This is a genomic window from Clostridium tanneri (assembly GCF_033659955.1).
In the GTDB taxonomy this organism is placed as follows: domain Bacteria; phylum Bacillota; class Clostridia; order Clostridiales; family Clostridiaceae; genus Clostridium_AM; species Clostridium_AM tanneri.
Genome location: NZ_JARUJP010000007.1, coordinates 107,098 through 126,829 on the forward strand (window position 1 = coordinate 107,098; position 19,732 = coordinate 126,829).

Here is a 19,732-nt window from a genome sequence, read left to right on the forward strand (position 1 = left end):
ATCCATCATTTTTCATGGTTTTTATTAAATTTATTCTTATTTTCTATTGAAATTGCCTTTTCCTGCATTTTTTCACACCATAAAGCCTGTGAACCTAATGGCTCACAGGCTTTATGGTGATTATATTATATCAGTAATTATTAACTTATAATATAATACAGATTAATCCACCGTTGCCTTCATTTATTATCTTTTGAAGGGTCTTCTGTATCTTAAGCTGTACATCCTCAGGCATCTTGTACAACTTATTTTGAAGTCCCTCTTTTACCAATATTTCTAAGGATTTACCAAACATATTACTCTGCCATATCTTTGATGGGTCACTTTCAAACTGTTCAAGAAGGGATTTAACCATCTCTTCGCTTTCTCTTTCTGTGCCCATTATAGGAGAAACCTCTGTTTCAATATCCGCTCTTATGAAGTGAAGTGAAGGAGCGCTAGCTTTTAGCTTAATGCCCGTTCTGCTACCTTGTTTTACAATCTCAGGTTCCTCTAATTTCATTTCTGAAAGTTGAGGTGCTACCAAACCATATCCAGTTTCTCTTACATCCCTTAGTGCAATAGCTACCTTATCATATTCAATCTTAGCCTTATGCATTTCTTTAACTATGTTCAGTAAATCACTTTCACCGGAGACCTCAGCATCACAAACTTCACTTAATATTCTATAGAATAAATCTGATTTAGGTCTTAGATTAATTCTTGCGGTACCCTCTCCCATATTAATTTCATCAATATTAGAAACCCCAATAAACTCTACATCCTTAAATCCCTCTAAAGATTTACCTATGTCTCTAACTTTATATATGTTCTTACACATATCCTTAACAAGGTTAATAAAATCTAGTTTTAGCCAATGGGAACATTCTAATTTTTCTATCCACTCAGGCATATCAATGTTTATTTCCTTGATCGGGAATTCTTTAAGAACTCTTTGAAAAACTCCAGTAATATCTTCCTGCTTCATATTAAGTACGTTCATTTCTTGGACAGGCACATCATATTTTTCTTCTAACTCTCTCTTTAGAGCTGTAGTTTCAGGGCTACTAGGGTTTTGTGAGTTTAGTATAATTATAAATGGCTTATTTATAGCTTTAAGTTCACTTACCACTCTCTCTTCAGCCTCAACATAGTCATCTCTACTTATATCTGTTACAGATCCATCTGTAGTTACTAAAAGACCTATAGTTGAGTGTTCATTTATAACCTTCTTAGTTCCAAGCTCTGCTGCTTGTTCAAAAGGTATTTCATAATCATACCAAGGTGTAGTAACCATTTTGGCTTGTTCGCCTTCCATGTATCCTAGGGCGCTTTTAACAATATATCCAACACAGTCTACTAATCTCACTTTGAATCTAGTATTTTCATTTAGATTTATTTCTATTGCCTCATTAGGTACAAACTTAGGCTCAGTAGTATGAATAGATTTTCCTGATGAACTTTGAGGTAACTCATCCTTTGCCCTCTGCTTTTTATAAGTATTCTCAATGTTAGGTATTACCATAAGCTCCATAAATCTCTTAATGAAAGTAGACTTTCCAGTTCTTACTGGACCAACTACTCCTACATATATATCGCCCTGTGTTCTCTCTGCTATATCTTGGTATATATCAAAGTTCTCCAAAATATTACCCCCAATAATCTTAATGTTAACAGTATATATATATTTTCAGTGGGGGTAATTTATTACTATTAGAAAAAAAAATTAATATGCTTCGTCTTTCTTATCTCTAGTCATAAGTTCATATACACCGTACTTGGGGTCCTTATCTTCAAAAAGCACCTTATATAAAACATCTGTTATAGGCATAGATATTCCAAGTCTTTCTTTTAAGCCATAAAATGCTTTACATGCCTTTATTCCCTCTACTACCATACCTATTTCTTTCGTTGCTTCTTCTGCTGTAGCCCCTTTACCAATCAGTATACCTGCTCTTCTATTCCTGCTATGCATACTCGTACAAGTAACAATTAAGTCTCCTATTCCAGTAAGTCCTGCAAAAGTTTCTATTTTGCCACCTAATTTTATTCCTATTCTTACAATTTCACTTATACCTCTAGTCATAAGGGCAGCCTTAGTATTATCACCATACCCTATACCGTCAGATATTCCTGCAGCTAAAGCAATAATATTTTTAACAGCTCCGCCTATTTCAACACCGACTAAATCCTCATTAGTATAAACTCTAAATTTATTTGTCATAAATAAATCCTGAACCTTCTCTGCAGCTTCTAAATTCTCCGAAGCTACTACTACTGTTGTTGGTATATCCTGAGCTACTTCTTCAGCATGACTAGGACCAGAAAGTATTACCACAGGGTTATCTGCAAGTTCTTCTTTAATCACCTCTGAAAGTCTTTTACCGCTTTCCTGCTCGATACCCTTAGCTATACTTACTATTATCTGATTACTGCTAGTAAATTTCTTAATGTCACTAGAAATTCTTCTTATTACATGAGATGGAACTGCTAGCACAATATACTCACTATCTTTTACTACTTGTTCTATATCCGTAGATGCTGTTATACCTGCCGGCACCACAGCGCCGTGCAGATATTTTATATTTTCTCTTTTTATATTAATATCATCTACTACCTGTTGTTTTCTATCCCAAACTTTAACTTCAATCCCTTTTTTAGCAAGCATTATTGCTAGAGCTGTTCCAAAACTTCCTCCACCTAAAAAGGCTATTTTAGAACACATAACTATTCCTTCCTTTCTCTAAACTCCAATTTGATACCTGTACCTTTAAACTCAAAGTTTTCTCTTAGCTGATTTTCTAGATATCTCTCATAGGAAAAATGAAGGTTTTGAGGATCATTAACGAAGAATACAAAAGTTGGAGGCTTTACTCCTGTTTGAGTAACATAGTATATTTTTAATCTTCTATTAGCTACAACTGGTGGCTCCTTCATCATTACAGCCTTACTAATCACATCGTTTAATACACCAGTTTTTACTCTCTTTGTATAACTGCCGTGGCACTCCTTTACCATATCCAGTACCTTATGTATTCTTTGACCAGTCTTTGCTGAAATAAATAGGTATGGTGCATAGGACATAAAGGATAAGCTTCTTCCAATGGACTTAGTAAACTCATTCATGGTTTTAGTATCCTTTTCAATCAAATCCCACTTATTAACTATAACCATAATAGCTTTATTTATTTCATGAGCATATCCTATTATCTTTTCATCCTGATCTGTTATGCCTTGAGTTGCATCCAGCATTAATATACATACGTCAGCTCTTTCTATAGCTGCATAGGTTCTTATAACACTATACCTTTCAATTTCTTCTTTAACCTTACTTTTTCTTCTGAGTCCAGCGGTATCTATTAGTAAAAACTTACCTTCTTCTGTTTCTAAGTAGCTATCAATAGCATCTCTTGTTGTACCAGGTACATCACTTACTATTACTCTATCTTCTCCTAGAAGTTTGTTTATAAGAGAAGATTTTCCTACATTAGGCTTTCCTACAAAGGCTATTTTTATAAGGTCTTCTTCTTCTTCTTCATCTAATATTTCATCAAAATGAGATACTACTCTATCTAACATATCTCCAAGACCAAGTCCTTGAGCAGCAGATATTGTAATAGGATCACCAATTCCTAAGTTATAGAATTCATAAGCATTATCTTCATCTTTTAGACTATCTATTTTGTTAACTACTAGTACAATTGGCTTTTTACTTTTTCTAAGCATCTGAGCTACTTCTCTGTCTGCAGCTGCAAGTCCTTCCTTACCATCTACTATAAACACAATTACACTAGCTGTTTCGATAGCGATTTGAGCCTGCCTGCGCATTTGAGAAATTATTACATCTTCACTTTCAGGCTCAATACCACCAGTGTCTATCATAGTGAAGTTATATTTTAGCCACTCCGCTTCTGCATATACTCTATCCCTTGTAACTCCTGGAGTATCTTCTACTATAGATATTCTCCTTCCTGCCAATTTATTAAATAATGTAGATTTTCCTACATTAGGTCTTCCAACTATTGCTACTATCGGTTTTCCCATTATTTATTCCTCCTTACAATGTTCATTGATTATCTGGATTAAGTCTTCTCCTGTATAATCACATATTAAAATATTTCTATCTAAGGCCTTTGACAGTCCTTCTACAGTAATATCATCTAAAAAAATTTTTTCGTCATTCGATGCCAGCTCGTAACCTTTTCTCAGCATACAATCCGGTATCATGATATAATCTCCCAGTTTTTCATCTTTCAATTGCTCTATAATATCACTGCCAGTTATAAGACCTGCTACAGTTATAGTTTCACCAAAAAAGTTATTAATTATCTTTTTCACTTCTATTTTAATTTTAGGATTTGCTGACGTTATTTCTTCAGCGGCTTTTGCTATTTCTTCATAGGCTAAAGCACCAGTTAACATTGTAAAGGAACCTTTTACTTCCTTTTTTAAATCTGAAAGTGATTCCTTAATATAATTTCTAAAAATCCTTATTACTCCCACACCATCTTCTAGCTGCTTGAAACCGCTGTAAAATTCGGCATCTGGAATTTGTCTATCTGCTACTACATAAAATTCGTCAGATAATCTTACAAAAGGTTTTCCTATGTCTTTTATGTATTTATCCTGTAGTCTAGAAATTCTGTCAAGTTGTTCTGATGCTGTTTTCTTATTGTATAAGTCCAGTTTAAATAATCCTTCTCTAAACTTAGTAACTCCTACTGGCACTACTGCTAAGTTCTCTACCTGAGGATACAGCTTATATAAATCCTCAATTGTTTTTTCGATTTCATCGCCATCATTTATACCTGGACACAAAACTACCTGACAATTTATCTTTATGCCAGCCTCTGCCATTCTTTTTATTCTTTCATAAACATTGCCAGCAAACCTATTGTTTGTCATCCTCATTCTAAGCTCAGGGTTCGTAGTATGAACAGATACATTTATTGGGCTGATTTTATACTTAATTATTCTCTCAATATCTTCTTCGCTCATATTTGTTAATGTAACAAAGTTTCCTTGTAGAAAGGCTAATCTAGAGTCGTCATCTTTAAAATAAAGAGTTTCCCTCATTCCTGCTGGTAACTGATCTATAAAACAAAATATACACTTATTATGGCAGCTTCTAGGTCTGTCTAATATGGCTTCCTTAAACTGTACTCCTAAATCTTCATCATAATCCTTCTCTATTTCTAACTCCCAAACCTCACCATTCTTTTTCTCTATTTCAATGTTAACAAATTCATCGGATATTAAAAACTTATAGTCTATTATGTCTTTAACCGGTTCTCCATTTATACTTAATAAAAGGTCTCCTACCTCTATTTCCATTTCTTCTGCAATACTTCCTGGTTTTACTACCGCAATTTGATTCTTCATATATTCAACCCCTTTTTACAGCTATACATCTAGTAATATTACCCTAATCCTATTATTTAGTCAATGTAAAAACAAAACCCTTCTGTAACAGAAGGGTGCTATGTACAAATTATATTAAATTTATCAACATTAAGGTTAACGCTGAAATTAAAGCACAGGCTGGAATAGTTATCACCCAAGCTGTAAGAATTTCCTTAGCAACAGCCCATCTTACTGCTGAAAGTCTTTTTGATGCTCCAACCCCCATTATTGAACCTGTTATTATATGAGTTGTACTTACTGGAGCATTAAGCATTGTCGCGGTAAAGATTACTGAGGATGCTCCCATCTCTGCTGTAAACCCATTGACTGGAGCTATCTTTGACATTCTAGATCCCATAGTTTTTATAATCTTTTTACCACCCATGCTTGTACCTAATGCCATTGCTAGTGCACAAGATATCTTTACCCAATCTGGTACTGCAAATACTGGCAAGAAACCAGCACTAACTAAAGCCATAGTAATGATACCCATTGATTTTTGTGCATCGTTGCCCCCATGATTTAAGGCTATAAGTGCTGCTGAGCCTATTTGAAGCTTTGAAAACACCTTTGTTACTGTTGCAGGTCTTGTCTTTCTTAGAAACATATTTATTATATTCATAAATACAAATCCTATGAAGAAACCTATTACTGGTGATAATATTAACCATAATATTACCTTAGAAAAAAGACTAGCCCAATTCACTATAATAAAAGACTTTTTAAACATTATAGCTGATCCTACTAAGCCTCCAATTAGTGCGTGAGAAGAACTACTTGGAATTCCAAAATACCAAGTTATCAAATTCCATATAATCGCTCCAACTAAAGCAGCTATTATTACCTGCTGGGTAATACTATTAGGATCCACTATGCCACTTCCAATAGTCTTTGCAACTTTCACGTTCATAAAGGCTCCTGCAAAGTTTAACACAGCGGACATAATTACCGCCTGCTTTAATGTTAGAACTCTTGTAGATACAGAACAAGCTATTGCATTGGCACTGTCATGAAAGCCGTTTATCAGGTCAAAGACTAAAGCAATGACAACTATAGTAACTGTTAAAATAATAGTACTACTAAGCATTTTTCATTACTACTCCTTCAATGACATTTGCTAAATCTTCACAAGCATCTAATGTATCTTCAAGATATTGATATATCTCTCTCCATTTTATAATATCCAACACATCCATATTTCCTCTGAAGATGTCCTTTATAGCAGTTCTTGAGACCTTGTCTCCTTCTTCTTCTATTCTATTAATCTCTATTATCTTCTTAGATAATTCCTTACTTGTTTTCATATTTTTTAATTCTTGCATAAGAACTATTATTTCCTCACAAGACTTAACAATTAGTCTACTTAACATCTCTGCTTCTTCTGTGCAGCGATTTACATTAAGCATTACAAATCTGCTTGCTGTAGACTCTATGTAATCAATAATATCGTCGGTGTCTTTTGCTATAGCATAGATATCTTCTCTGTCAAATGGTGTTATAAAAGTTTTATTTAACTGTTCAAGTATCTCATGCTGCTTTTTATCTCCTTCGTGCTCCACCTCTTTAATCTTCTTCAAATTTTCCTCTGCATTATCTAGATCCTTCAAAAACTCCACTAATAAATTGGAAGCCTTATAAGCAATATTTGCAGTTTCAATAAAAAGTTCAAAAAACTTGTCTTCTTTTGGAGTCAAACTAAACATTTTATCCCTCCTGATAATTTGAAAGTATTCTTTTTCGACCTCATAAAGTATAACATAAATTTTTTAAAAATAAAACATTAAATTAACAAAACTCGCCCCTTGAAAACCTTTTCAAGACAAATTTTTATTAGACTTTTTTGTCACTCATTTTCTTAGAAGTACACTTTTTTGTCTTTTTTCGCCTGAAAATATTAATATTTTAGCAATAAAATCAAAACATATTTTTATAAACTTAAGTATAACTTAAAAGTTTTTTAATCTTACTATATTAAAAACTCTTGCATAATATAATTCTATACAAAGAAAAAATCGATATTTATTCAATACCGATTTCCTCTACTAAGCTTATTATATAATTAACTTTCCCTATTCATTTAAGTCTATTTGTTCACCGGTTACTAGATATATAGTCCATTCACAGATATTTGTTACATGGTCTCCTACTCTTTCAAGATATTTAGAAACAAATAGTAGTTGAGTAATTTGACCGACATTTTCCTGACCTTTTGACATTAATGTCAGCATCTCTGTAAAGATGTTTCTATATAAATGGTCTATCTCATCATCCATTTTGCATGCCTCGTAAGCTGCTTCTACATCTCCTGCAACATGAGCGTCTAATGCTTTTCTAATCATAACCTTAACTATTTCAGCCATCTTAGGAATATCAATTAATTCCTTAACATACTTTTCATTTTTCATCCTTATTGTTATTTTGGCTATATCTACTGCATAATCTGCCATTCTCTCTAAATCAGTAACTAGTTTTGAAGTAGTAACTATAGTTCTCAAGTCTATAGCAAGAGGTTGTTCTTTAGCTATTAGTTTAATGCACTTATCTTCGATTTCTCTTTGAAGTTTATCGACTAAATCATCATTTTTTATTATTTGTTCTGCTAAAGCCTCATCCTGTTTAACTAAAGCTTCTATACACTGGTGAATTTGTTTTTCAACTATACTGCCCATTCTTAATAAATCGTTGTGAAGTTCCTCTAAAGCGGAGTCAAATCCTATTCTTGTCATTATACTCACCTCTTTTTAATTATTCTTCTCTTCATTATTACATATTTCTAATTACTTTGAAAGATAGTTATAACTAATCACATATAAGTATAGTATCTACTTTAATAATATTATACTATTTACCAATTTTTTTATGATTATTGCTTAGATGGTACTAATTAATTCAACCTTTACCTTATAGGACTCCTGCCATTGAAAGCAGGAGTCCTATAAGTAGTCTAACCCGAACAAAGAATTTTTATCCAAATCTTCCTGTTATATAATCTTCTGTTCTTTTATCCTTTGGCTTATAGAAAATACTTTCAGTCTTATCAAACTCCACTACTTCTCCACTTAAAAAGAAAGCTGTATAGTCTGATATTCTTCCTGCCTGCTGCATATTGTGAGTTACTATTACTATAGTATATTTTTTCTTAAGCTCATCCATAAGTTCTTCTACCTTTAAGGTAGATATAGGATCTAGTGCTGAAGTTGGCTCATCCATAAGTAATACTTCTGGCTCTACCGCAAGAGTTCTTGCAATACACAACCTTTGCTGCTGACCGCCGGACATACCTAATGCATTTTTATTTAATCTATCCTTTACCTCATCCCAAAGGGCAGCACCTTTTAGGCTATTTTCTACTAACTCATCTAACTTATTTTTATCCTTTATACCATGGATTTTAGGTCCATAAGCTACATTATCATATATTGACATCGGGAAGGGATTGGGCTTTTGAAATACCATTCCTACTCTTTTTCTAAGCTCAATCTCATCATAATCTTGATATATATTTTTCCCCTCAAAAAGAACTTCCCCTTCAATTTTCACACCTTCGATTAAATCATTCATTCTATTTAAGGTCCTTAAAAAAGTAGATTTACCACAACCTGAAGGCCCTATCAATGCTGTAACCGCATTTTTCTGTATGTCTAAATTTATCTTTTTTAAAGCTTGCGTAGTTCCGTAATACAAATCAACATTCTTAGTTTGTATTATACCCATTTAATGTCCTCCTTACTTCTTACCTGCATAAGATTCATATATTTTTTTACCTAGTATTCTAGCTGAAATGTTAAATATTAAAACCATAACAATAAGTACTGCTGAAGCCCTACTTGCAATTAAGGAAGCATCTGGTACCATTCTTTCTGCATTAAGTTTCCATATATATACGGATAATGTTTCAGCTGGTCTCATTAAACTAAAAGGCGATGCCTTTTCTATTAAACTAAAATTATTGAAACGTAGTATAGGAGCGCTCATCCCTGCTGTATATAGAAGGGCTGCTGCTTCGCCAAATATTCTTCCTGCTGCTAGTATTATTCCAGTTAGGATTTGAGGTATTGCAGAAGGAAGTATTACTTTTCTTATTGTTTGCCATTGTGTAGCACCAAGTCCTAGGCTTGCTTCTTTTACTGGCTTAGCTGCTGCCCTTATGGCATTCTCACTCACACGAGTAAGTGCTGGTAAATTTAGTACCGATATAGCCAATGCACCAGATAACAATGTAAATCCCCACTTAGTCATATTTACAAAAACAAGAAGTCCAAATAATCCTACTACTATAGATGGTAAAGATGCCATTGTTTCTATGCTTAATCTTATAATATTTAACATTTTTCCTTCTTTAGCATATTCAGCTAAGTATATTCCCGCACCTACACCAAAAGGAACTGAAATTATAAGAGAAACAATTAGCATGTAAAAAGAGTTAAATAATTGAGGCCCAATACCTCCTCCAGCTTCCCCAGCTTTTGGATTACCAAAGAGAAATGATGGCTTGAAAAAATCTCCTCCTGTAACTAGTATATATCCTATTAAGGCTATCAAAAGGATTACCACAAAAGCAGATATAGCATACAAAACACCGGTCCATATTTTATCTTTTAATTTTTCACTCATTATTTCATTTCACCTCTTTTTCCAATGACTCTTAATATAAAAATAAATACAAAGGAAATAACCAATAGTAGTAGAGCCAATGACCATAAAGCATCATTCCATGCTGTTCCTGATACTGTATTTCCCATATCCATTGTTAAGATGCTAGTTAAGGTAGATGTAGGACTTAACAGATTTTCAGGGAACTTTATGGTATTTCCTATAACCATCTGAACAGCAAGTGCTTCTCCAAATGCCCTTGCAAGACCTAACACTACACCTGTTAGAATTCCACCTTTAGCCGATGGAACTATAACTTTTCTTATGGTCTGCCATCTAGTTGCACCTAGTCCATAAGATGCCTCCAAATAACTTTTAGGTACTATTTTTACTGCATCTGATGAAATACTAGCTATTGTAGGCAATATCATTATACTTAAAACTAATATACCTGCAATTAAACTAAAACCTATTCCACCAAAACCCTTTATAAAAGGAAGTAACACAGTAAATCCAATCCAACCATAAACAACAGATGGTATACCAACAAATAGCTCAAGGGCAGGTTGAAGTACCTTTTCCCCTAATCTAGGTGATATATAATTCATAAAAATTGCTAATGCAATACCTATTGGCGCACTTATAATTACAGCTCCTATAGATACTAAAGTAGATCCTAAAATAAATATAGCTGCTCCTAGCTTAGGTGTTTCACTATCCGGACTCCACTTAGATGTAAACAGAAAATCCGCCAAAGAGTAACCATGCTTTATAAAGGTGTTCAATCCCTTTGAAGCTACGAAACCTAATATACTTAAGGTTAAAACTACGATTAGCAAACCACAAAAGGTTGCAAAACCTCTCCCAATATATTCACTTCTTAACTTTTGCCATACTGTTCTTTTTTTCATGTTATCAACCTCAATAATAAATTTTTATGTAATGAAAAATATATTTAAATCCATTAGCTATCGCTCATAACACTTAGGTGCTTCTAAAAGATGTATTACGACTGATAGCTAATGGTTGTGCTGTTAACTATAGGCTTCTATAAAAGCTGGTTGCTGTTGCAACCAGCTAAAAGTATCTTATTGGACTTTCATATCACTTGCTGGAATATATCCTGATTTTTCAATTAAAGCTTTGCTTTCATCACTTTTCATATAATCAATAAATGTTTTTGAGAGTTCTTTTGGCTCACCTCTAGTATACATATGCTCATATGACCAGAATGGATATTTTCCTGTAGTTATGTTTTCCTTAGTTGCTTCAACACCATCTAACTTTAATACTTTTACATTTTTCTTGCTTTCTTCATTAGTTAAAGCTGATAAAGCTAAGTAACTTACAGCACCATCTGTAGTTTCTAAGGATTTCTCTACAGCACCATTAGAATCCTGTGTTGTTCCTAAGCCCTCTTTTTCTGACTTCTTATCCATTACAGTATCTATAAATGTTGCTCTAGTACCTGAAGCCTTTGACCTATTTATTACATTAATTGGCTTATCATCTCCACCTACTTGCTTCCAATTTGTATATTCACCAGTAAATATTTTTTGTACCTGCTCCTTTGTTAAGTTGTCAACTTTTACGTTTTTATTAACTACAATTGCAAATCCAATAGCACATACTTTATTATCAACTAATTCTTTTGCTTTTTCTTTATCTAATTTAGTTTCAGCTAATACGTCGGAGTTTCCAATATCTGCAGTTCCCTCTGATACTAATTTCAATCCAGTACCACTACCGCCTCCTTGAACATTTATTGTTGCATCAGGATATTTTTCGGTAAATTTCTTTCCTGCTTGTTCTGCTAATGGTTGAAGTGCAGTTGAACCTGCTAATGTTATTGAACCTGATACCCCTTTGTTAGCATCTCCTGTTTGTTCTGATTCCTTGTTTCCACAGCCTACAAAAGCTCCTGCTACCACAGTTATTGCTAATGCAGCTATCATGGCTCTTAAACTTTTCTTCTTCATTTAGTGAACCCTCCTCATAATTTAAAGTGTTTACACTTATCTTACATCTGTAATGATACTATATAAAAGTTAATCGTTTATTATAGAGATGTTAAGTTAAGTTAACATTCAAATTTTCTTTTGTTGCATAACTTTTCCAGAGCAAAAGAAAAAAACACCCCTAGATATAAGTACCTAAGGGTATTTTTCTCAATTTTAATATAATTATTACAACTATTTCTTTTAACATAGATTTAACATAGGTATATAATTTAGTAAATTTAAATTAAAACTTTTATATCTCTTCTATTGGTATTTTAACAGTAAACCTACTTCCTTTTCCCAGTTCACTGTGAACTTCAATACTTCCATTGAGCCCCATAACAATATGTTTTACTATAGCAAGACCCAGTCCAGTTCCCCCCTGAGCCCTAGATCTGGCCTTATCAACTCTATAAAACCTTTCAAATAATCTTCCTAGGTCTTCTTTTGGTATGCCAACACCGGTATCTTCTATAGATATTATGCATTTTTTATTTTCATGTTTTACTTCTATTATTACATTTCCGTTTCTCTCTGAATATTTTATGGCGTTATCTACTAAGTTAATAAGCATCTGTTTAACTCTATCACTATCTCCCCAAATGCATGGTATCTTTTCCTCTTGAAGTAAAATTTTAATATTCTTTTTTTCTGCAATATTTTTCATTAGATAGTAAACATCTTTAATAATAGTATTTATACTTATTTCTTCTTTTTTTTGTTCCACACCGCTTTCTATGTGAGAAAGTATTAAAATATCATTAATCAATCTAGTCAATCTATCTGCTTCATCATTTATAATATTTAGAAATCTATTCCTGTTTTCAGCGTCCTCTACATACTTTAAGGTTTCTGCAAAACCTTTTATTGAGGTAAGAGGAGTTTTTAGTTCATGAGAAACATTAGCCACAAACTGAGACCTCATATTTTCAAGCTTTTTAACATCTGTTATATCCTGTACTACTGCAACAGTACCAATTTTCTCTTTATTGTTTATAATATCTGCAGTTCTTATTCTCAATTCTCTCTCTTTAGGCCATAATATTCTGATCTCTCTATAATCTTCCTTACTGTCTTTAAATATATTTTCCAACTCAAAATCTCTTATATTATCCATTAGATTCTTCCCGATTATGTCTCTATTAATACCGAAAATCTTTTTTGCATAAGGATTTGCAATTATAATTTTATGATTTTTATCTACAGCTATAACACCACTATCCATACTCTTTAGTATAGCCTCTAACTTGTTTTGTTTATCTAAGGAATCTTTTAAAGTGTCCTGAAGTCTGCCTGCCATCTTATTGAAGGTTATGGCTAATCGTCCTATTTCATCAGCAGAATTTACATTAACCCTTCTATTTAGTTCCCCTTGGGAAATTCTATCTGTAATAAATTGAAGATCTTTAATAGGCTTCACTATAGAATGCGATAGCTGAGAGGCAAAAACTAAAGATACTAGTACAGAAAACGCCATAATAAGCATGTAATATTTAAAGTAATTGCTCTCAATCCCTTTAATAGTCTGCATAGTTATAGCACTTCTTACAATATATCCACCCTCAAAAGCGGTAGCAAAATATAGTGTACTTGTACTTGTAGTTATACTATGTCTTATACTATAACCAGTTCCGTTTTTTCTGGCTTCCTGCACCTCTTTTCTTAAACTATGATTATCCATGATGGTTGAATCTGCAACAGAATCACTTAGCACATTACCTCTTGAATCAATGTAAGTCTGCCTTATCATTTCATTTTTAAAGTTATCTTTGAATAGTTTCTTTCTATCTTCTTCCCTTTCATTTCTTAACACATTAATAATAAGTTCATTATTTACTTTTAATGTCTGCTTCATATTTTCTAAATACTGGTAGTTTTCTATCACTATAAATAGTACAGTCATTATAGCTAAACTAAGAATTAAAGTACTTAACATTGAAGACATTATTTTTCTTTTCATAATTATTCCCCTGTACTAAATCTATAACCAATGCCACGAATAGTTTCTATATACTTAGGCTTCTTATCATCATCTTCTACTTTCTTTCTCAAGTGCCTTATATGAACATCAACAGTTCTAGTTTCTCCCATATATTCATAACCCCATATTTTATCTAATAAAAAGTCCCTTGTCATTACTCTTCCTCTATTCTTTATTAGAATTTCAAGAAGCTCAAACTCCTTTAATGTAAGATCAATCTTTTCTCCGTCTTTAGCAACTTCATGTTTTTCTAAATCAATACTAACCTTTCCAAAACTATAAAAATTGTCTACAGGTTTAATAGAAGTCCTTCTAAGTATAGCTTTAACTCTAGCCATAAGCTCCCTAATAGAGAAAGGCTTTGTTATATAATCATCTGCCCCTAACTCTAATCCTAATACCTTGTCGAATTCTTCTCCTTTCGCAGTAATCATAATTATAGGAGTTGAGGAAATAGAATTGTCCCTTCTTATTTCCTTACACACATCATAACCATCCATATCCGGCAGCATAACATCAAGGAGTATTAATTGCGGATTGTCTGCCTTTGCCTTCTTTAAGGCATCCAAACCATTATCTGCCGAAATGGTTTTATAGCCATTTTGCTCTAAGTTAAATTTAATTAATTCTCTTATATGTTCCTCATCATCAACAACTAATATTTTATCCTCTGACATCTTCCTAACACCTCAGTCCCTCAAACTATTTTAAGAATATAAAGGAAAACATTCTTCCATATTTATTTGTGCTCTTTCTGTAGGAATGTAATTCATATTCTTTGTCGCAGAAAGTGCAAATATTTAAATCCTTTATGTTTTCTTCCTTTAATCCTTTAGTTCTTAACTGATGAAAAATACATTTTGTCATACTTAACATCCTTCCATCTGATAACTCTACTCCCTTGTATATATCATGATTTTTAAATTGATTTATTATTTCAACACTAACTTCATAACAGCACTGGTGCATATGTGGCCCAATGTATGCAACTAAATCTTCAGCTTTTGTGCCATACTGTTTTTCCATTCTTTCAATAGTTTTCAATGCAATACAGGAAAATGTTCCTCTCCAACCACTGTGAATTGCAGCTATAGCCTTATTTTTTTTATCATATAATAAAATCGGTACACAATCTGCAGTAAAAACTCCAAGGGCAGTATTTTCTTTATTAGTTATTAGTGCATCTCCTTCTTTTACTTCCCCATCGTAAGTAATAACACAATCACTGTGTACCTGGTTCATATATCCTACTTCTTTCACATCAAACCATTTTTTTATATTTTTTATATTTTTTTGTCCTTCCTCTGTATTTTTATTAAAATCCAAGCCGCTTTTTCCGGTAGAAAAAACTGCCACAGCTCCATCTAAAGAAACTTTTATAAGCTCATAGTTATCAATTAGCACTTTCTCCATTTTGCTCCTCCAAATATCCTTTTAAATTAATTTTAACATAGATACTTACAAAATAATGAACTATTTATAGAAAACTTAAATTTAGGTCTCTATTATAAGTAATTATCATCATTAGATAAAACTTTAATTCTATAATTACTGTATCTTAAGCTTTTAGTTTCCTTTTTCATATTAGCCACATATTTAGCTATATCGTTAACCTTTGAAAATACATTTAGCATTCCCAAAACTCCTGCAATTGATATAGATGTTATGTCAAAAGTATCTTTATTTCCTTTTCTATCTATGGCTTCTATAAAGCCATTTTTCTTATCTTCTTCATCAAAATAATCTAATATTTTTTCATCAAATTCCTTTATTACTTTTTCACACAATTTTACACAGTCTCCATAACAACCTTCTACAACTGCTATAAAATCATCTCCACCTATATGCCCTAAAAAATTATTATTAGAAAAATATATTTTTAAGTTATTTTTTATAATATTTGCTGTCAACTTTAATACCTTATCACCATTTTCAAAACCATAACTATCGTTATATACTTTAAAATTATCAATATCAAAATACAATATGCAGGAATTGCGCTTAAGCTCTAAAACCTCTTTAAGCTTGTTTTCTATAATTACATTTCCCGGAAGTGATGTGAGAGGATTCAACTCCTTAGCATAATTCCGTTCTAAGGCAGTTGTAAACTCCAACAAATTTTTTATAGTAACTACACCATAGTATTTAAAATTCTTAGTAATAATTATATAATCATATACATTTTCATCTTTCCTTGACATAGCAACTTGAGACACGTCACTTACAAAGGTGTTATAATCTACAACTAGTGGTGAAGTATTCATAATTAGTGATATTGGCCTCTTAAGAAATACCGCTAACCCATACTGAGTAGCAAATATGGAGTTTAGTGAATGACTCATTACAAGTCCAACTGGTAAGTCTTTATTCACAATACATGCACCAGTGTACGTTGTATTATCAAAGTATTCTTTTATATCCTTACAAGGTCTATTTAAGTCAAAGGTTTTATCTCTCCTAGCTATTTGACCTATAGAGATTTTTGAACAATTTAACAATTTACTATTCTCCTGGTTATAGGTATTTAAAATTATATTTTTTATTTCTTCATTAGTATCTAGGAGAGTTTCTGATGGGCGTTGAAGAAAATATCCCTGTCCCGCATGAACACCTAATTGTATTAGTTTTACTAATTCTTCTTCACACTCTATTCCTTCTGCTATAAGTTTCATATTGGTACTATTGGATAAACTTACAAGACCAGAAATCAAGTGTTGTTTAAATAAATCCTTATGTATGTCCCTTATTAAATCCATATCTATTTTTATGTAATGAGGTTTTGTTTCAGATAACATTTTAAGTCCGGAATATCCTGCCCCAGTATCATCAATTGCTATTTTATAGCCTTCTTCTAAATAGTTATCTAACGCCAACTTAAAACTTTTATAATCTTTTATACAAGTTCTCTCTGTAATCTCAAATATTATACTTTCTGGAGACATATTATATTTAGATAAAAACTCTTTAGTAAATCCTTTTTTATATTTGTCATCTTTAAATATATATGGATCAACATTTAAAAACAAGAATTTATTCTTATGAATCTTATGACCTCTCTCTATCGCCTTACTCCTACATAGACATTCTAGTTCCCAGAGTCTGTTATAACTTTGGGCCACAGAAAACAATTTTTCGGGACTTTTAAGTGGTGAATTTTCCGGTCCTCTTGTTAAAGCTTCATAACCAAATACATTCCCACTTTTTAAAGAGATTATAGGTTGAAAAACTGTCTTTATATTTCCTAGCTTTAAGATTCTCTCTAATTCTCCTCTTAAATTACACATTCCTTATCCTAACTCCTTTATAAATTATAATGCAACACTTCTCTGCACAATATTAAAATCACAAATTTTCCCACAAAGTTATACTAGGCCATACTTGAATCATCCTTTATTTTAAATTCACTTACAAGGGTAATTAAAGTTTCAGCTCCCTCTGCATTCTTCTGTGACTTATCCATTATAATTTCATTTTCTTCATTAACTTTTCCTATATTGTAAGCTATGTATACAGAAGCTTCTGCACAATTGTTAACTACTAAATTTAATTCCTTCATGCTTTCTGAAATATCTTCTATAGATACATTCATATGATGAGCTAAGCTAGAAAATCTCTCTAATACACTATGAAAAACCTCTCCATCCTTTCTATATTCTTCACTTACTTCTATTACTTTTTTATAATCTTGTAGGACTTCTTCCTCCATAACCTTCAATATAAACTCTGCAGAGTTTGCAAGCTCACCTACAGAGGCTAAAACTTCTTTAACATTTTTCTGAATGTGTACTACCGAATCCGCTGATTGTTCCGCTAGTTTTCTAACTTCCTTAGCAACTACTGTAAAACCTTTGCCATGTTCCCCTGCTCTAGTAGCTTCAATGGTAGCATTTAAAGCTAAAATTTTCGTCTTTTTTGCAATGTCCCTTATACCTTCTGCTAGTGCAGAAATATTTTTTACTACCTTAGCTTCTTTTAAAGCTTTATTCATCTTATTTTTAGACATTAAGTATGTATCTTTCACTCTTAGTCTTGACTGTTCAGTATCCATCTTCATTAAGGCAGCCTTTCCTTTTATATTGTTTGCCAATTGTAGTCCTTCTTTTATTTCTTCTAATGCACTATCTATTTCCGCTTTAACTTCTGAGGCCTTTGAACTTCCAATCTGTATAGCCGCTGAAGACTCCTGCATTGTAGCTGAAATTTCTTCTGATGTTTCTGAAATTCTTTTAACCCCTTTATGTACCTTAACAAATAAATCATTTATGTCCTTTGTGGAGTTAACTGTGTTTCCGCTTTCTTCCTTGACGCAACAAATAATTTTTTCTACGCTGTCTATAGCACTATTTAGAGCATTTCCAGTTTGTCCAAATTCATCTTTCCTTTTAATTTCAATCCTATGAGAAAGATTGCACTGCGAAAGCTTATCTGCGTATTTCTTAATTTTAAGTAGAGGCTGCTTTATAGATTTAGAAATCAATAATCCTACCACGATTCCAATACAAATAAAAATAATAGTTATTATAATAGATTGATACTTTAGTTTATCCGCTGGATAAAATATTTCATTTTTAGATATGCTCATCGCTAAAAACCATTCCATATTAGGAATTGGCGCATAAGCCATAAACCTTTCTGCACCACCTTTTAAATAATATCCAGAGCCTGTTTCTCCTTTCATCATCTTACTTTCTAATTCTGCTAGTGCTTTTAAAGACGGATCCTTACTCAAGTTATGAACAGTATTGTCCTTATTTAACACTAATTTTAAATCCTTATGTGCAACCTTTGTTCCCTGTTTATTTATTATAAAGCAATAACCGCTATTTCCAACCTTTGTCTTTTGTACTATTTCGTTAAGCTTTCCCATAGACATGTTAGATTGTAAAACCCCTGAAACATTTCCCTCTTTATCTCTTATAGGAACTGCAATAGCTATAATTTGTTCTCCATCAATATTAGTTACAGGATTAGATATGGAAGCTATACCCAAAAAAGCTTTTCTTAAATATTCTGTGTTTTTCTCTTTATTTAAAAGATCTATTTGGGACTTAGAACCATTTGGGAAATGTATTATTCCATTAGGTTGTAACACATTCAAGCTTATGTAGTTCAAATTTTTACCTTGAGCTTCTAATACAGGTATTTGATCTTCAATATTCATAGATTGAATTTCCGCTCTTTCAGCAATTTGTTCCATAGCTTTCAATTCCTGCTGCAAAGTAGAGTTTATTAATTTTGCTGCCTCGGTAGCCCTTGATTGAAGTGATGAAGCAATTGTTCTTTCTAAGGCTTTAGAAGAGCTTTGGTATGAGATTATGCCTAAAGTACCACAGACGATAGTAAGCAGTAACGCAATCTGAATGGTTATCTTTGCTCCTACACTACTTGTAAAACTTTCACTTAATCCTTTGGTCCATCCCCTTATGCCCACATAAATCCAATTTTCTTTTATTGTTTTAGGTATATTTTTTAAAAAGTTAACCCCTAAACAATTTTTCACAACTATCCCTCCTAAAATTATTTAACTTCTCAGTTAAATTTATATTATAAAGTTCGAACTTTCCAGTATTTTCTTACAAATATTATAACAATATATTATTTGCTTAGCATTGAATAATAGCTTTTTTAACTTATATTTAACTTATGTTAAATATAAGTTAAACACCCTAATTTAATGAAAAAAATTATTATTTAAATAACTATATATTATTTAAGTTAATTATAAAAAAAGTGCTATCAGATTTATTGAAACTCAATAAACCTAATAGCACCTTTT

The 19,732-nt window shown here is 32.2% G+C and carries 16 protein-coding genes; all 16 read right to left on the minus strand.

All coding sequences use genetic code 11. From position 1 onward, the window contains the following. Window positions 1-145: 145 nt before the first annotated feature. Window positions 146-1,624: a stage IV sporulation protein A gene (spoIVA, locus tag P8V03_RS07980; RefSeq protein ID WP_318797797.1), complete on the minus strand. Its 1,479-nt coding sequence runs from the start codon at window positions 1,622-1,624 to the stop codon at window positions 146-148. A gap of 81 nt (window positions 1,625-1,705) precedes the next feature. Continuing rightward, window positions 1,706-2,704 (minus strand): NAD(P)H-dependent glycerol-3-phosphate dehydrogenase, encoded by a 999-nt coding sequence (locus tag P8V03_RS07985; protein ID WP_318797798.1) that lies wholly within the window; start codon window positions 2,702-2,704, stop codon window positions 1,706-1,708. A 2-nt stretch (window positions 2,705-2,706) separates the two neighbouring features. Continuing rightward, complete coding sequence (gene der, locus P8V03_RS07990; protein WP_261671601.1) at window positions 2,707-4,023, minus strand: ribosome biogenesis GTPase Der; 1,317 nt, start codon at window positions 4,021-4,023, stop codon at window positions 2,707-2,709. A 3-nt stretch (window positions 4,024-4,026) separates the two neighbouring features. Continuing rightward, a complete protein-coding gene (locus P8V03_RS07995; RefSeq protein ID WP_318797799.1) occupies window positions 4,027-5,361 on the minus strand; it encodes a DUF512 domain-containing protein in 1,335 nt (444 codons plus the stop codon). A gap of 109 nt (window positions 5,362-5,470) precedes the next feature. Continuing rightward, window positions 5,471-6,469, minus strand: a complete 999-nt coding sequence (locus P8V03_RS08000; protein WP_261671603.1) for an inorganic phosphate transporter — start codon at window positions 6,467-6,469, stop codon at window positions 5,471-5,473. Next, entirely contained in the window at window positions 6,462-7,085 is a 624-nt protein-coding gene (locus P8V03_RS08005; protein WP_261671604.1) for a DUF47 domain-containing protein, read from the minus strand. Before P8V03_RS08005 ends, P8V03_RS08000 begins: the two co-directional genes overlap by 8 nt. A gap of 366 nt (window positions 7,086-7,451) precedes the next feature. After that, window positions 7,452-8,108, minus strand: a complete 657-nt coding sequence (gene phoU / locus P8V03_RS08010; RefSeq protein WP_261671605.1) for a phosphate signaling complex protein PhoU — start codon at window positions 8,106-8,108, stop codon at window positions 7,452-7,454. Between the two features lie 238 nt (window positions 8,109-8,346). Next, complete coding sequence (gene pstB, locus P8V03_RS08015; RefSeq protein WP_318797800.1) at window positions 8,347-9,096, minus strand: phosphate ABC transporter ATP-binding protein PstB; 750 nt, start codon at window positions 9,094-9,096, stop codon at window positions 8,347-8,349. Between the two features lie 12 nt (window positions 9,097-9,108). Further along, window positions 9,109-9,996, minus strand: a complete 888-nt coding sequence (gene pstA / locus P8V03_RS08020; RefSeq protein ID WP_318797801.1) for a phosphate ABC transporter permease PstA — start codon at window positions 9,994-9,996, stop codon at window positions 9,109-9,111. Continuing rightward, window positions 9,996-10,886 carry a phosphate ABC transporter permease subunit PstC gene (gene pstC / locus P8V03_RS08025; protein WP_318797802.1) on the minus strand — a complete coding sequence of 297 codons (891 nt, stop codon included), beginning with the start codon at window positions 10,884-10,886 and terminating at the stop codon, window positions 9,996-9,998. Before pstC ends, pstA begins: the two co-directional genes overlap by 1 nt. A gap of 177 nt (window positions 10,887-11,063) precedes the next feature. Beyond that, the gene (locus P8V03_RS08030) at window positions 11,064-11,954 is read right to left on the minus strand and encodes a phosphate ABC transporter substrate-binding protein (protein ID WP_318797803.1); all 891 of its coding nucleotides are present in this window, start codon (window positions 11,952-11,954) and stop codon (window positions 11,064-11,066) included. A gap of 274 nt (window positions 11,955-12,228) precedes the next feature. Next, window positions 12,229-13,935: a two-component system histidine kinase PnpS gene (gene pnpS, locus P8V03_RS08035; RefSeq protein WP_318797804.1), complete on the minus strand. Its 1,707-nt coding sequence runs from the start codon at window positions 13,933-13,935 to the stop codon at window positions 12,229-12,231. A gap of 2 nt (window positions 13,936-13,937) precedes the next feature. Then, the gene (locus P8V03_RS08040) at window positions 13,938-14,633 is read right to left on the minus strand and encodes a response regulator transcription factor (RefSeq protein WP_318797805.1); all 696 of its coding nucleotides are present in this window, start codon (window positions 14,631-14,633) and stop codon (window positions 13,938-13,940) included. 25 nt (window positions 14,634-14,658) lie between these two features. Continuing rightward, a complete protein-coding gene (gene pgeF, locus P8V03_RS08045) occupies window positions 14,659-15,369 on the minus strand; it encodes a peptidoglycan editing factor PgeF (RefSeq protein WP_318797806.1) in 711 nt (236 codons plus the stop codon). A 92-nt stretch (window positions 15,370-15,461) separates the two neighbouring features. Then, window positions 15,462-17,240, minus strand: coding sequence for a GGDEF domain-containing protein (locus tag P8V03_RS08050; protein ID WP_318797807.1), 1,779 nt, complete (start codon window positions 17,238-17,240; stop codon window positions 15,462-15,464). 83 nt (window positions 17,241-17,323) lie between these two features. Further along, window positions 17,324-19,456, minus strand: a complete 2,133-nt coding sequence (locus tag P8V03_RS08055) for a methyl-accepting chemotaxis protein (protein ID WP_318797808.1) — start codon at window positions 19,454-19,456, stop codon at window positions 17,324-17,326. Window positions 19,457-19,732: the final 276 nt, after the last annotated feature.

Coding starts and splice junctions, on each gene's coding strand:
- P8V03_RS07985 (WP_318797798.1), bottom strand. CDS start 2,704: ATGTGTTCTAAAATAGCCTTTTTAGGTGGAGGAAGTTTTGGAACAGCT.
- der (WP_261671601.1), bottom strand. CDS start 4,023: ATGGGAAAACCGATAGTAGCAATAGTTGGAAGACCTAATGTAGGAAAA.
- P8V03_RS07995 (WP_318797799.1), bottom strand. CDS start 5,361: ATGAAGAATCAAATTGCGGTAGTAAAACCAGGAAGTATTGCAGAAGAA.
- P8V03_RS08000 (WP_261671603.1), bottom strand. CDS start 6,469: ATGCTTAGTAGTACTATTATTTTAACAGTTACTATAGTTGTCATTGCT.
- P8V03_RS08005 (WP_261671604.1), bottom strand. CDS start 7,085: ATGTTTAGTTTGACTCCAAAAGAAGACAAGTTTTTTGAACTTTTTATT.
- phoU (WP_261671605.1), bottom strand. CDS start 8,108: ATGACAAGAATAGGATTTGACTCCGCTTTAGAGGAACTTCACAACGAT.
- pstB (WP_318797800.1), bottom strand. CDS start 9,096: ATGGGTATAATACAAACTAAGAATGTTGATTTGTATTACGGAACTACG.
- pstA (WP_318797801.1), bottom strand. CDS start 9,996: ATGAGTGAAAAATTAAAAGATAAAATATGGACCGGTGTTTTGTATGCT.
- pstC (WP_318797802.1), bottom strand. CDS start 10,886: ATGAAAAAAAGAACAGTATGGCAAAAGTTAAGAAGTGAATATATTGGG.
- P8V03_RS08030 (WP_318797803.1), bottom strand. CDS start 11,954: ATGAAGAAGAAAAGTTTAAGAGCCATGATAGCTGCATTAGCAATAACT.
- pnpS (WP_318797804.1), bottom strand. CDS start 13,935: ATGAAAAGAAAAATAATGTCTTCAATGTTAAGTACTTTAATTCTTAGT.
- P8V03_RS08040 (WP_318797805.1), bottom strand. CDS start 14,633: ATGTCAGAGGATAAAATATTAGTTGTTGATGATGAGGAACATATAAGA.
- pgeF (WP_318797806.1), bottom strand. CDS start 15,369: ATGGAGAAAGTGCTAATTGATAACTATGAGCTTATAAAAGTTTCTTTA.
- P8V03_RS08050 (WP_318797807.1), bottom strand. CDS start 17,240: ATGTGTAATTTAAGAGGAGAATTAGAGAGAATCTTAAAGCTAGGAAAT.